The sequence below is a fragment of the Exiguobacterium sp. s56 genome, from assembly GCF_018618255.1.
GTDB lineage: Bacteria > Bacillota > Bacilli > Exiguobacteriales > Exiguobacteriaceae > Exiguobacterium > Exiguobacterium chiriqhucha.
Genome location: NZ_JACSLR010000004.1, coordinates 132043 through 145320, shown reverse-complemented (window position 1 = coordinate 145320; position 13278 = coordinate 132043). Strand labels below are relative to the sequence as shown.

General features: G+C 53.4%; 14 protein-coding genes. 11 read left to right on the top strand and 3 right to left on the bottom strand.

What is annotated here, in order from left to right:
* Positions 1-48: 48 nt before the first annotated feature.
* The 6 genes from KNP71_RS06115 (at position 49) to KNP71_RS06090 (ending at position 3578) form a co-directional block, all read left to right on the top strand.
* Positions 49-294 carry a hypothetical protein gene (locus KNP71_RS06115; protein WP_214714411.1) on the top strand — a complete coding sequence of 82 codons (246 nt, stop codon included), beginning with the start codon at positions 49-51 and terminating at the stop codon, positions 292-294.
* 13 nt (positions 295-307) lie between these two features.
* A complete protein-coding gene (locus tag KNP71_RS06110) occupies positions 308-1288 on the top strand; it encodes an aldo/keto reductase (RefSeq protein ID WP_214714412.1) in 981 nt (326 codons plus the stop codon).
* A 90-nt stretch (positions 1289-1378) separates the two neighbouring features.
* Positions 1379-2002 (top strand): DedA family protein, encoded by a 624-nt coding sequence (locus KNP71_RS06105; protein ID WP_029594731.1) that lies wholly within the window; start codon positions 1379-1381, stop codon positions 2000-2002.
* Positions 2003-2132: 130 nt separating this feature from the next.
* Positions 2133-3050 (top strand): TerC family protein, encoded by a 918-nt coding sequence (locus KNP71_RS06100; RefSeq protein ID WP_029594730.1) that lies wholly within the window; start codon positions 2133-2135, stop codon positions 3048-3050.
* A gap of 90 nt (positions 3051-3140) precedes the next feature.
* Positions 3141-3314, top strand: a complete 174-nt coding sequence (locus tag KNP71_RS06095) for a hypothetical protein (RefSeq protein WP_214714414.1) — start codon at positions 3141-3143, stop codon at positions 3312-3314.
* Positions 3315-3374: 60 nt separating this feature from the next.
* The gene (locus tag KNP71_RS06090) at positions 3375-3578 is read left to right on the top strand and encodes a hypothetical protein (RefSeq protein ID WP_029594729.1); all 204 of its coding nucleotides are present in this window, start codon (positions 3375-3377) and stop codon (positions 3576-3578) included.
* 14 nt (positions 3579-3592) lie between these two features.
* Here KNP71_RS06090 and KNP71_RS06085 read toward each other — a convergent pair whose 3' ends face one another.
* The gene (locus tag KNP71_RS06085) at positions 3593-4090 is read right to left on the bottom strand and encodes a DUF305 domain-containing protein (protein ID WP_029594728.1); all 498 of its coding nucleotides are present in this window, start codon (positions 4088-4090) and stop codon (positions 3593-3595) included.
* 172 nt (positions 4091-4262) lie between these two features.
* On the opposite strand from KNP71_RS06085, the gene KNP71_RS06080 reads away from it, so the two are divergent.
* The 3 genes from KNP71_RS06080 to KNP71_RS06070 all read left to right on the top strand — a co-directional run bounded on the left by KNP71_RS06080 (position 4263) and on the right by KNP71_RS06070 (position 7862).
* Complete coding sequence (locus tag KNP71_RS06080; RefSeq protein ID WP_051627675.1) at positions 4263-5717, top strand: UDP-N-acetylmuramoyl-L-alanyl-D-glutamate--2,6-diaminopimelate ligase; 1455 nt, start codon at positions 4263-4265, stop codon at positions 5715-5717.
* A 76-nt stretch (positions 5718-5793) separates the two neighbouring features.
* A complete protein-coding gene (locus KNP71_RS06075) occupies positions 5794-6471 on the top strand; it encodes a response regulator transcription factor (protein WP_029594726.1) in 678 nt (225 codons plus the stop codon).
* Positions 6468-7862 carry a sensor histidine kinase gene (locus KNP71_RS06070; protein WP_029594725.1) on the top strand — a complete coding sequence of 465 codons (1395 nt, stop codon included), beginning with the start codon at positions 6468-6470 and terminating at the stop codon, positions 7860-7862. Before KNP71_RS06075 ends, KNP71_RS06070 begins: the two co-directional genes overlap by 4 nt.
* A gap of 37 nt (positions 7863-7899) precedes the next feature.
* Here the strand turns inward: KNP71_RS06070 and KNP71_RS06065 are convergent, their stop codons facing one another.
* Positions 7900-8856, bottom strand: a complete 957-nt coding sequence (locus tag KNP71_RS06065) for a F510_1955 family glycosylhydrolase (RefSeq protein ID WP_214830290.1) — start codon at positions 8854-8856, stop codon at positions 7900-7902.
* Between the two features lie 59 nt (positions 8857-8915).
* Positions 8916-10772: a heavy metal translocating P-type ATPase gene (locus KNP71_RS06060; RefSeq protein WP_483299384.1), complete on the bottom strand. Its 1857-nt coding sequence runs from the start codon at positions 10770-10772 to the stop codon at positions 8916-8918.
* 283 nt (positions 10773-11055) lie between these two features.
* Between KNP71_RS06060 and KNP71_RS06055 the strand changes: the two genes are divergently transcribed.
* Both KNP71_RS06055 and KNP71_RS06050 read left to right on the top strand, forming a co-directional pair.
* Complete coding sequence (locus tag KNP71_RS06055) at positions 11056-12555, top strand: multicopper oxidase family protein (protein ID WP_214830289.1); 1500 nt, start codon at positions 11056-11058, stop codon at positions 12553-12555.
* Positions 12556-12581: 26 nt separating this feature from the next.
* Positions 12582-13163 carry a YdhK family protein gene (locus KNP71_RS06050; protein ID WP_029594721.1) on the top strand — a complete coding sequence of 194 codons (582 nt, stop codon included), beginning with the start codon at positions 12582-12584 and terminating at the stop codon, positions 13161-13163.
* Positions 13164-13278: the final 115 nt, after the last annotated feature.

Below are 13278 nucleotides of genomic sequence, written 5' to 3'. Positions count from 1 at the left end.
CCCGCCCCACATCTCGCGTCATACTGGTGGCAAAGGAGGGGAATCGACATGGAAAAGACGTATCACGTGACGGTCGAACGTGGCTTCGCGACATTGCTCACCCGTTGTGCGCATTTCGCACTTGCCCATAACGTGGTGATTCGGCTCGATTCATTCCGACTCGAACCGACGCCAGAGGCACTTGTCGAGGCGCTAGCGCTTCCGATCGACACCCATACCGAATTACGATTGACCGTCAACGACGACAGCACCGTGGATGAGTTCGAACGGTTCCTCTCCACGTACCAACTTTGAAGGAGGTATTTTCATGGAATATGTAAAACTTGGCAATACGGGACTCGACGTCTCGCAGCTCTGTCTCGGCTGCATGGGCTTCGGCGACGCGAGCCGTTGGATTCACGATTGGGTGCTCGACGAGGCGGCCACCCGCCCAATCATCAAACAAGCGCTCGACCTCGGCATCAACTTCTTCGACACGGCGAACATCTACTCGAAAGGCACGAGCGAGGAATATGTCGGACGTGCGCTTCGGGATTATGCGAACCGCGACGAGATCGTGCTCGCGACGAAAGTTCACGGTCGGATGCATGACGGTCCGAACGGCGGCGGTTTGTCGCGGAAGGCGATTCTTTCGGAAATCGATCACAGTCTGAAACGGCTCGGTACCGACTATGTCGACCTATATATCATCCATCGCTGGGACTATGACACCCCGATTGAAGAGACGATGGAGGCGCTCCATGACGTCGTCAAATCCGGGAAGGCCCGCTATATCGGGGCTTCGGCGATGTACGCCTGGCAGTTCCAGAAAGCGCTCCACGTGGCGGAGCGGAACAACTGGACCCGGTTCGTGTCGATGCAAAACCATTTGAATTTGATTTACCGCGAAGAAGAGCGCGAGATGCTACCGCTCTGCCGGGAAGAACGAATTGGTGTGACGCCATACAGTCCGCTCGCCTCGGGCCGATTGACCCGCGACGTGTCGACCGTGACCCACCGCTCCGAGACGGATGTGATTCAACGTTCGAAGTATGACGCGACGATGGACGCCGACCGGCTCATCATCGAACGGGTCGCCGCAATTGCCGAGACACGGGGCATCACGCGGACACAGGTCGCTCTCGCCTGGCTCTTGCAACAAAATACTGTCACGTCGCCGATTGTCGGGGCCACGAAAGCGCGTCATTTGGACGAGGCGGTCGGTGCGTTGGCCGTCACGTTGACGCCAGACGAGATGGCCTCGCTCGAAGAACCGTACGTGCCGCACGCGGTCGTCGGTGCGATTTGAGTCAAAATTCAACCTCAAGTCGTATAGGCGAACTCCTTGCCGTCGGGTAAAGTAGACAGAGATGTCATGATACGCAAGGAGAAATGATTTATGGAACAATGGATTCAACAAATGATTGAGCAGTTCGGCTATTGGGGCGTGCTCTTCCTCATCTTTATCGAGAACGTCTTCCCACCTATCCCGTCCGAGCTCATTTTAATATTCGGCGGCTTCTTCACGACAACGACCACGCTTACACCCGTCTGGATGATTCTCGCCGCGACGGTCGGTGCGGTCATCGGAGCCATCGTTTTGTATAGCGTCGGATTATTTTTCGACAAGGAGCGTCTCGAGTCATGGGTCGCGCGTTACGGCAAACGTCTCTTTTTGAAAGTGGATGACGTCCGCATGGCCGATCGCTGGTTCGACCGCTTTGGACCGAAACTCGTCTTTTTCGGTCGATTCGTCCCCGTCGTCCGTAGCCTCATCTCGATTCCGGCCGGCATGTCGAACATGCCGTTCGTCAAATTTTTGATGCTGACGACACTCGGGACGCTCATTTGGAACACGGTGCTCATCTTTGTCGGCGTGTACGTCGGGGAGAATTGGCAAGTGTGGCTCGGCCATATCGAGACGTATTCGCATGTCATGTATGGCGTCCTCGCCGTCATCCTTCTCGGACTAGGCGCTTTCATCGTCCGGGTCATCTGGTCACGTCACTCTGAACAGCGTTAAGTTTGCACACTCCGAAATCGATTCGGAGTGTTTTTTTGTGGAATCGCAGTTTACCCTCTTGACTTTAAATTCTTATGACCTTAAATTAAACATATAGAGTTCACACGAACTTAAAAAGGAGGAATTATTGTTGACATTACTCATCGCCTTTTTGGCACTCGTCATCTTCATGCTCGCACTTGACCTCGGGGTGTTCCACCGCAAGGCACACGACGTCTCGCTCCGCGAGGCATGGACATGGACGTTCGTCTGGATCGGAATCGCCATCGCGTTCGGCGGTTGGTTGTTCTACTCGCAAGGCAGCACGGTCGCGACGGAATATGCGAGCGTCTACTTCATCGAGAAGGCACTCGCCATCGATAACGTGTTCGTCTTCTCGCTCGTATTCGCCTACTTCGCGATTCCGCTCAAGTATCAGCACAAGGTGTTGTTCTGGGGTATTCTCGGGGCGATTTTCTTCCGGGCCGTCTTTATCGTCGCCGGGGTGTCGTTGTTAGAAAACTTCGGTTGGATTTACTACGTGTTCGGCGCTTTCCTCGTCTACACAGGTTGGATGATGTTCAAAAATATCGGCAAGGACGAGTCGCTCGAAGAGAACAAAACCATTCGCTGGCTCGAGCGACGCTTACCGATCACGCAAGACATCTCGTCTGGTAAGTTCACGAAGCGAATCAACGGCAAACTCTTCTTCACGCCGCTCTTCATCGCGCTCATCTTTATCGAGATCTCGGATATCGTCTTCGCCGTCGACTCGGTCGCAGCCAGTTTCGCCTACTCGCGTGACCCGTACGTCATCTTCTATGCGAACATCATGGCGATTCTTGGACTTCGTAGTCTCTACTTCGTCCTCGCCAACTTGATTGACCGCTTCTACTACTTGAAGCACGGACTCAGCTTCATGCTCGTCTTCATCGGGACGAAGATGATTTTCGGTGATGTTTACAAAATGCCGATCTGGATGTCGCTCGGCACAATCGTACTTGTCATCTTGATTAGTGTCGTCTACAGTTTCTATAAAACGAAACCTGGACAGGACAAAAACGTATAACCAAAGGGAGACGTGCTAGCCTCCCAGGTGGTTCACTTCTCAATTGTGGGTAAACCTTTAGTCTAGCAAACACAGAAAAGGTGGTTATAAATGTTTGACCGTATGGGTGATGTGAGTATTGGACTCGTCTTCGGGATCGTGTTGATGCTTTTGTTCAACAGTCTTTGGGGACTTGGAGTCGGCGTGATGTTAGGAATCTTCTTCCTCGTCGCACCGCGCTTGACAAACCGCCGTACTAGAAAATATATACCGCAAACACGTTAAACCGGGGCACACGCCTCGGTTTTCTTATGTATACTGGGGAAAAATCATTTAGGAGGTCACATGGATTATTCAGCCACAGAACTGACGGAAGCGAAACGTCAAATCGATTCGATTCTTCATAAACTGAACGAGACGGTGACGACGCTCGAGGCGAAAGAATCCCCTGAGCGCTACAAGTCACAACTGTCACTCGCGAAACGGCGTATTCAAGCGCTGACAATCGCCGTCGAACTGATTGAGGCCCAACTTCATCCCGACACATAACAACAGCGACCGCATCACTCGGTCGCTGTTGTTGTCGATTTAGCTTCTTTTGCTGCTTCCTCTTCTTCTTTTTCTAACTCTTCAATCAACCGCTTCATCTCGGCGATTTCCCGTTCTTGTGCTTTAATGATCTCTTCCGACAACTGTTTCACGCGCGGATCCTCAATCTCGGCCCGCTCGCTCGTCAAGATGGCGATCGAGTGGTGCGGAATCATCGCCTTCATCCAACTGACGTCATCGACCGTCGTCTGGCTCCGGACGAGCCATAGGGAGAGTCCGAACACGAGCGCGCTCACGCCTAAGATGACGGCGTTCAATTTCTTGTTTTTATACATCCCCCACATGAACAGCAACATGACGAACGCCATGACCGAGCCCATGATGAGCGCCATATAGAGACGTGTCTGACTGAAGAAGACGTGGTCGAGTTGGAACACGTTCAAATACATGAGCCAATACATGAGGAATGTCGACACGAGAATCATCACTCCGAATTTTGCGTAAGGTTTCATCGTCTACTCCTCCTTTGCTGATGGTCTGTCTACATAATCGATTGCCTAATCCATTTTTGTTAAAACATCGAGACCTCATGCACGACACGAGACCTCCTCTCATTTCACTTCTTTTTCACAAACAAGGGCTATACTGTCAAAATGGACTTTGCCGACAAAGGAGAAATTCGAAGTGTTGAAAACCTTGCAAGATCTGTTGACAGAGCTGAAACAGCTCGTGACATGGACGTATTTAGACAACCCTGCCGAAACGATGATTGAGGGCATTTCCTTCTCCTCAAAAGAAATTAAACAAAATTTTTTATTTGTTTGTATCTCAGGCTATCGCCATGATGGCCATGACTACGTGAACGAGGCGATTCATAACGGGGCGGTCGCCATCGTCGCCGAACGTCCGATTGAGGCCCGGGTACCTGTCATCTATTGTAAAGATACGAAACATGCCCTCGCCGAACTCGCCAGTGCGTTTTATGACCATCCCTCGACGCGACTTCGTCTGCATGGCGTCACCGGGACGAACGGAAAAACGACGACGACGGCGCTCGCCCATCAATTGTTTGATCACGTCGGCATGTCAGCCGGACTCATCGGCACACTCGGCATCACGTACGCCGGGAAGACGTTTCAGACACCGAACACGACGCCTGACCCGTTGACCATCAATCGCCACCTTCATGCCATGGTCGAGGCCGGTGTCACCGATTGTATGATGGAAGTCTCATCCCAAGCCATCGCGGAGGCACGGATTGCCGGCTTGGAATTCGAGACGACTTCATTCCTCAACCTGTCCCACGATCACTTGGACTATCATGGGACGATGGAGACGTACGCCTACACGAAAGCCCAGTTGTTTGCACAGTTGACGGAGTCTGGATGTGGGATCGTCAATGAAGATGATCCGCATCACACGCTCATGTTGTCGATGGCACCGTCCGCCGCCAACTCGTTTTTGTTCAGCCGTCAGTCGACTGCCGCGGACTTGGTCGGGCATCGAAAAGACGAGCAGTTCATGCTCGAATTGGGTGACGAAGCGGTCCAATCTCCCCTCCCATTCTATGAGGACTATAACCTCGATAACACGTTGTGCGCCATCAGCATCGTCCTGCAAACCGGGGTTCCGTTGGCAGAGGTCCTTCCTCATGTTAAGAAGTTGACGTTGCCGAGCGGACGCCTCGAACGAGTGACCGGAATCGAACAATCGGTCTATATCGACTATGGACATACGCCGGACGCCATCAAACAAGTCGTGACGGCATTGACGGCCCGCTATCCTCGTGTACTCGTGCTGCTCAGTGCTGCCGGCGAACGTGACCGAATGAAGCGAAACATCATGACAGAGGTCGTCGTTGCTTCAGGCGCGGATATGATTTTGACGGTCCATGACCCACGTCACGAAGATCCGCAACAAATCCTTGACGATTTGGCGACGGGACAATCTGCCGAGCTTGCACGTTTCGACGAACGCGAAGCAGCCATCCGGTTCTTCTGCGAACGGATGGACGGCTACGACTGTGGTGTCTTATTCGGGAAAGGGCATGACCGCGTCGAGCGCATCGGAGACGAGGCCGTACCGTTCGACGAACCCGCACTCGTCCGACGCTTTCTTCAATCGCCCGAACTGCCCTGAGGGACAAGGAGAACGTTCCCCTTCTCTCGAAACCGTTACGTAGACGAGACGGCTCAGAATCATAGGAGGACCATATATGAAAATTTTGATTGTCGATGACGAAATGAAAATGAGACGATTGCTCCGCCTATTCTTAGAAGGCGACGGCTACACCTGTATCGAGGCCGCTGACGGACGAGAAGCGATGGAACGGATTTCCGAACGTCCGGACTTGGTGATGCTCGACATCATGATGCCCGGCGTCGATGGAATCACGTTGTGCCGCCAAATCAAGGCGCTCGATGCCGAACTGCCCGTCGTCTTGTTGACGGCCCGCTCGGACAGTGAGACAACGATCCGCGGGTTGGACGCAGGTGCCGACGATTATGTCACGAAGCCGTTCGAAGGAAATGTGCTCCTGGCCCGGATTCGTGCGGTGTTGCGACGGAGCCGTGTCACCAATGTGAACTACGGACAGCTGCGCTATGAAGAAGCGAGCGGACGGATTCTCTATCAAGAACAAGAAGTCGTCATGACGCCGAAAGCAACGGCCATTTTGAAACTGTTCTTGCAACATCCGAACCGGCTATATAATCGGATGGATTTATACGACTTGGTGTGGCCCTACTCGTCCGAGTCGGACCCGCGCACGGTCGATGCCCATATCCGCATGATTCGCGACAAACTCGGCGAGGCCGGCTTCCCGATTGACGATTATTTGAAGACGGTGTGGGGCCGCGGCTATCGCTGGACCGAGGAGCGGTCGGACTCATGACATTCCGACGCAACAGCCTCCCGTTCCGAATCAGTCTGATTTTTTTATTGACGACGTTATTGATTGAAGGTGTCTTGTTCTTATTGCTCTACCATACGCTCCTCGGTGAACGTGTCGTCGAAGAGATCGACCGGCTCGAATCGAGAGCGGAAAGCCATGCGAGCGTGCTGGCGATGAGTTTTGACGAGGAGACGATTGGCCACGTCGCGACGATGGAGAGCGAGACCGATACGAAAGTCGCCATCACCGCTCCCGACCACTCGATTCTACAGACATCCAACCGCTTCCCCGACCCGCTCTCGGTGCTCGTCCAAACTGAAGCAGAGCGAGGGGATGCCGATGTGACGACCATCCTCGAAGACGATTGGGAGAACGAACCGTATCTCGCAGTACGGACCCCGATTGATGCGATGGAAAATGACACCCGTTACGGGTATGTGTATATGTTTCTACCGACCGAGATTATTCATGGCATCAGCCATCGGCTCCAACTCCGGTTTCTTTATATCACCGGCATCGCCCTCGTCATCACCATCATGACGTTCGTCTTGCTGAGCCGGTTGATTTCAAACCCGATTCAGCTGTTGCGCCGAGCGACCGAGGATGTCTTGACGAATCCCGAAACGTTGACCCTGCCGACGTCCCGAGAAGATGAGATCGGAGAGTTGGCCCGTTCAATTGAAGCGATGTCGCTTGAACTGGATCGTCTCCGGAAAGAACGAAATCAGTTCTTGTCGGACCTCGCCCACGAGATTAAAACGCCGCTCACGTATCTGCAAGGATATGCCGAAATCGCATCCAAACCGCAGACGCCAGAGTCGTTAAAAGAACAGTCGATTCAGACGATTCTCGAAGAGAGCCAAGCGTTGACCGAGCTCGTCGAGAACGCGTTCCAGCTCGCCCAGTTGGACGAGAACACGTTCACGTTGCATCGCGAACCCGTGGCCGTCGATGCGCTCTGCGACGATTTGCAACGCGTGCTCACCACGATGTTCCGAGTGACACCGATCGCGTTTGCTAGTAGCACCGATTGCTCCTCCAAGGACGTCGTCTTACAGTTAGATCGACATCGCATCTTACAAGTGTTCCGCTCCATCGCCCACAACGCGATTCAACATAGCGAGGCACGCCACGTCCGATTCGATATGCAACTTACGGATGAAGCACTTCACTTCACGATTCAAGACGATGGGAAAGGTATCCCTCAAGAAGATCTGCCTCACATCTTCGATCGCCTGTACCGGGTCGAAAAATCACGTTCCCGTCGTACGGGTGGCAGTGGACTCGGGCTTGCCATCGCCCATCAAATCATCCGGTTGCATGATGGTACGTTGACCGTCGCCTCTGATTCATCTGGGACGATGTTCACCATCACGCTTCCGCTCCACTAAAAAAATCCGGCACCTGAGCTCAGGCGCCGGATTTTTTTCATTTCACTTTCCCTGCTTGCAACAGTTGCGTCCATTCCTCGTCTTCAAAGACATACACACTGTTATCCGATGTCGCTAGCAACAATCGCCCGTTTTGGCTGACCAGTTCGATCGGGACGCTGTCCGCGTTCAGCGAGGGCAGCTCAACGGTCGTCTCCGTCTCGTCGGTCAAATCCGAGACCACAAGATCGAACGAGGCACCGTCTTTCGTGATTGACGCCAATTTCTCTTTCGTCGATGCCATCGTGACGATATTCTTCTGTTCCAGGAACGGCTCGAACGTGTCTCCCCCGTCGTCTGAGACGAGGATGCCGTCCGGACCATAGACGAAGACGCGTTTCGGTTCACTTGCATCGGCCGTGATGCCGGCGATGCCTCGACCTTCGATGCCATCCATCTCCATCGGCTCAAACGACGTACCCCCGTCGAGCGACCGATAAAAACCTGGTTCGAGTTCACTGGTCGCCGTTTCCAAATACACGTAGAGGCTCTCGGATTCGAAACCCGCACTCATATAGTGAAAATCGGCCTCACCTTCTAACGAGCGAATCTCGAGCGTCTCCCCTTTATCGGTCCCACGGACGACACCGAGGGGATTTTTATACGGCGAATCCTGTGCCGGGTGACCACTCGCATAGAATCCGTCTTTGACGAGCTCGAAGCCCATATAGTCGTGACGGTTCGACGACAATTCGTACCAGCCGTCTTCTCTGAATTCCATCAGTCCCGTATGCGTCGCAATGACCGGACGCCCGTCTGGCCAAAAGCCGGCACCGTGAATATGGGAGACCGCGGTGCCTGTTTTTGTCGCTGTCCAGTGGTCTGTCGTCTGTTCGGTTGTCGATTTCTCTTTCTCAACAACCGGTGCAGTGGTCTGATTCTCTGTCGGATCCGCACCGCACGAGGCAAGTAATACGGTCGTCACGAACATCGGTACGAATAGCTTTCGTTTCATTCTAGTTCCCTCCATTTTTAGCATCCTACTCATTATAGAGACTAAAGATGAAAGAATTGTTAAAGTTTGAGCGTCCGGGCATTGAGCGCGACGATGACCGTACTGAGGCTCATGAGCACGGCACCGACGGCCGGAGACAAGATGATGCCAATCGGTGCCAACACACCTGCCGCGAGCGGGATGGCAACGATGTTGTAACCGGCGGCCCACCATAGATTCTGAATCATCTTGTTGTACGTGTTGCGAGACAAGTCGAGAATCGACAGCACGTCTTTCGGGTTGCTCCGGACGAGGACGATATCGGCCGTTTCGACGGCGACGTCGGTCCCGCTTCCGATGGCGATGCCGACGTCCGCTTGGGCCAAAGCCGGCGCATCATTGATGCCGTCCCCAACCATCGCCACTTTGCTGCCGTCGGCTTGGACGGTTTGCACTTGCCGGGATTTATCGTCTGGTAGCACTTCGGCGTAAACTTCCTTGATATGAAGTTGCGACGCGACCCAATCGGCCACTTTCCGGTTGTCCCCAGTCAGCATAATCGAGCGGACGCCCCGATCTTTCAAGGCACGGACCGTCTCTTTCGCTTCATCGCGGACCATGTCCGCCAAAGCAATCATACCGACCAAGTCCCCGTCGCGAATCGTGAAGACGACGGTTTTGCCGGCTGCGGATAACCGATTGAACGCCGCTTCGTCGATTGAGAGCTCGTGCTCCCGAATATAGCGGGGACTGACCACTTGGACGTGTGCTCCGTCCACGCGACCTTCCAGTCCGACACCCGTGATCGAGGCGAAATCGACGACTTCTGGCAACGTCAATTTGCGTGCTTCCGCTTCACGAAGAATGCCACGTGCGAGCGGATGTTGCGATGCCGTCTCGACCGCGGCGGCTAGACGCAACACGTCGTCGTTCGTATACGAAGATATGGCCTCAATGTCTGTCACCCCGAAGTCACCTTGTGTCAATGTGCCCGTCTTATCGAAAATGACCGCATCGAGATGACGCGCCTCTTCGAACTGGGTCCGGTTCCGAATCAACAGCCCGCGTTTCGCCGAAAGAGCCGTCGAGACCGCCACGACGAGCGGAGAGGCAAGGCCGAGCGCATGCGGACATGAGATGACCATGACGGTGACCATTCGCTCGATGGCCATACTGACCGGGTAACCGAGAGCGAGCCAAATGACGAACGTCAGCACACCCGCCCCGACGGCGATATAGAACAACAGCTTGGCGGCCCGATTGGCCAAATTTTGCGTTTTCGATTTGGATTCCTGCGCTTCTTTGACCAAGTCGATGACTTTCGACAAGTATGTGCTCTCCCCCGTGCTCGTCGTTGCGATCGTCATACTGCCCTCCTGGTTGATTGACCCGGCGATGACGACATCTCCCGTTTCTTTCTCGACAGGCATCGATTCACCCGTCAGCATCGACTCATCGACCGTCGTCCGCCCTTTCAGCAATTCCCCGTCGACAGGGATCTGCTCGCCCGGTTTGACGAGAATCAAATCTCCGGCTGCTAGCGCCGAGACGGGAACGTCTTCGATATCACTCCCGTTGATGCGGTGCGCCACACTCGGTAATAGACGAACGAGCTGTTGCAACGCGTTCGAGGCACCCATGATGGAGCGCATCTCAATCCAATGCCCGAGCAACATGATCACGATCAACGTCGCCAACTCCCAAAAGAAGTCATGTCCATGCCCATACCCGAACACGATGGCGACACTATAGAAGTACGCGACGCTGATGGCCAGTCCAATCAGCATCATCATCCCCGGGTTTCGTTGACGCAATTCGTCGATGCTCCCTTTCAAAAACGGCCACCCTCCATAGACGTACACGATCGTCGCCAACACGAATAGCGTCTGCTTTTCATAAGGAAACGTAAGTTCGAAACCGGCCCACTCTTGAATCATGTCCGACAAGATGAGGATTGGAATCGTCAGTCCTAACGAGACGAAAAATCGACGTTTATACTCTTCAATCATCCCTTCATGTCCGCCGGTGTGCGAGTCATGCGCTTCTCCGTGTTCATGATGAGATGACGCGTGGTGTGAATGTTCCACGTTGACCACCTTCTATGTATACCATATACCCCTATATAGTATATAAAAACTAAATTTTCCGTTTAACAAAAATTTCATAAGTTGTTGGTATAACTAAATAAGCTCTCGCTTTACCTAGAAAGGATGATGCCTTATGAGCCGCGTCATGAAATGGATTATCGGGATGGTTATCGTAAGTATCGTGATTGGACTGCTCCTCCTGTTGTTCACGTTCGCTCCTGGAGGCTGGATGATGGGAAACGGATCATTCATGGGAGATCGGGACAATGGCGGCATGATGCACGGCAATGGTGGGATGGGACGTGGGAACACGATCGACCTCATCACCTCCGACGAACCAGCTCAACCGCTTCCGATTCCGAAACGGCTACAACCTGACCGCGTCACAGACGAGGCGCTTTATTATACGGTCCGCACTGAACGTGGCGAGCATCGCTTCTTCGACGAAGGCGTCAACACCGAGACGCTTGGCTATAACGGGACTTTACTCGGCCCAATGATTGAGTTGCCGGCTGGGAAGACCGTGTATATCGACACGATCAATCAGCTCGCCGAACCGACCTCTTTCCATTGGCACGGTCTCGTCATCCCTGGAGAAGAAGACGGCGGACCGCACCAACTGATTGGCCCCGGTGAGCAAAAACAAGTTCGTCTCGAGATTGACCAAGAACCGGGCACGCTTTGGTTCCATCCGCATCCGATGGGCGCAACGGCCGAACAAGTATACCTTGGTCTGGCCGGACTCTTGTACGTAACGGACCAAGCGGAGAACGGGTTGCCAAACGAGTACGGTGTCGATGACATTCCGCTCATCGTCCAAGACCGTCTCTTCACAGACGACGGACAACTCGATTACGATCGCCAGATGAACGTCGATGGGACGGTCGGCGATACGTTGATTGCGAACGGTGCCATCAATACGACGTTCGACGTGACCACGAACACGTTACGCGTCCGTCTCGTTAACGGCTCTAACGCTCGGAACATCGACTTCTCATTATCGAACGGATCGTCATTCACTCAAATCGCGACCGACGGCGGGTTCCTCGACAAACCCGTACCACTCAAAACGTTGACGCTCACACCTAGCGAACGTGCCGAGATATTAATCGACTTCTCAGACTTGTCGCTCGGAGACGATCTCGCTCTTCAAGCGGATGGGATTCCGTTCACGACGTTCACGGTGCGTGACGAGGTCGATCAAGACGGCGAATGGAGCGATGCCTTTGACGGAACGTCTGCGTCTAACGAATCAAGCGTTGCCGACCGACGCCTCACGTTGTTCGGGATGGGCAACATGGTGTCGATTGACGGCAAACAATTCGATCCCGATCGAATCGACATCAATGTCCAACAAGGTTCGACCGAGATATGGGAAATTTATAATCGAGAAGACATGATGGGCGGGATGACCCACCCGTTCCACGTCCACGGCGTCCAATTCCGGATACTTGAACGGGACGGCCAACCCCCGCCTGACAACGAACGCGGTTGGAAAGATACGGTCGCTGTCGCACCGGGCGAAAAAGTAAAAATTGAAATGACGTTTCGGGAGACAGGGACGTTCATGTATCACTGCCACATCCTGGAACATGAAGAAAACGGGATGATGGGACAGTTGAAAGTAAACTAATCACACGTTAATTGGAGGGAATAGGAATGAAGATAAACAAAAAACTTGGAATGATGACGATGGCACTCTCACTGAGCGGTTTGCTCGTTGCTTGCGGCGAAGATGAAACGACGAACAATGACACGAACATGAATGACCAGATGGAAGAGACGATGGACGGAAACGACCATTCAGGAATGGATATGTCCGGGTCTGGTGACGTCCCCGAAGGCTTGAAGTCAGCGGAGAACCCGACGTTCGCGGTCGGTGACACGGCCATCATCACAGAAGCCCATATGCCAGGTATGGAAGGAGCCGAAGCGACGATTGTCGGTGCTTACGACACGGTCGTATACAGCATCTCGTATGATCCGACGCATGGGGGTGAACGTATCGAAGACCATAAATGGATTATCCATGAAGAAGTCAAAAACGCCACGACCGAACCATATGAGGTCGGCGATGAGATCGATGTCGAGGCTGAACATATGGAAGGAATGGGCGGCACGACGGCAACCGTCGATTCGGCTGAAAAGACGACCGTCTATATGGTCGACTTCACGTTAGAATCAGGTGAAGAAGTGACCAATCATAAATGGGTCACCGAGGAAGAACTGTCGGCACCATAATCGAAATATTCATCTGAACGTGGTCACGCCTTCTCCGTAAGGACAGGCAAACTAAGCCGAGGCTCCTGCCTCGGTTTTCTTATGTATAGGAGGAAGCATTTAAGGAAACAACTGA

Excerpts from the sequence above, each read along its gene's own strand:
- KNP71_RS06065 (WP_214830290.1), bottom strand. The coding sequence starts at position 8,856 with ATGAAACGAAAGCTATTCGTACCGATGTTCGTGACGACCGTATTACTT.
- KNP71_RS06050 (WP_029594721.1), top strand. The coding sequence starts at position 12,582 with ATGAAGATAAACAAAAAACTTGGAATGATGACGATGGCACTCTCACTG.
- KNP71_RS06110 (WP_214714412.1), top strand. The coding sequence starts at position 308 with ATGGAATATGTAAAACTTGGCAATACGGGACTCGACGTCTCGCAGCTC.
- KNP71_RS06070 (WP_029594725.1), top strand. The coding sequence starts at position 6,468 with ATGACATTCCGACGCAACAGCCTCCCGTTCCGAATCAGTCTGATTTTT.
- KNP71_RS06105 (WP_029594731.1), top strand. The coding sequence starts at position 1,379 with ATGGAACAATGGATTCAACAAATGATTGAGCAGTTCGGCTATTGGGGC.
- KNP71_RS06075 (WP_029594726.1), top strand. The coding sequence starts at position 5,794 with ATGAAAATTTTGATTGTCGATGACGAAATGAAAATGAGACGATTGCTC.
- KNP71_RS06085 (WP_029594728.1), bottom strand. The coding sequence starts at position 4,090 with ATGAAACCTTACGCAAAATTCGGAGTGATGATTCTCGTGTCGACATTC.
- KNP71_RS06115 (WP_214714411.1), top strand. The coding sequence starts at position 49 with ATGGAAAAGACGTATCACGTGACGGTCGAACGTGGCTTCGCGACATTG.
- KNP71_RS06055 (WP_214830289.1), top strand. The coding sequence starts at position 11,056 with ATGAGCCGCGTCATGAAATGGATTATCGGGATGGTTATCGTAAGTATC.
- KNP71_RS06095 (WP_214714414.1), top strand. The coding sequence starts at position 3,141 with ATGTTTGACCGTATGGGTGATGTGAGTATTGGACTCGTCTTCGGGATC.
- KNP71_RS06090 (WP_029594729.1), top strand. The coding sequence starts at position 3,375 with ATGGATTATTCAGCCACAGAACTGACGGAAGCGAAACGTCAAATCGAT.
- KNP71_RS06060 (WP_483299384.1), bottom strand. The coding sequence starts at position 10,772 with ATGATTCAAGAGTGGGCCGGTTTCGAACTTACGTTTCCTTATGAAAAG.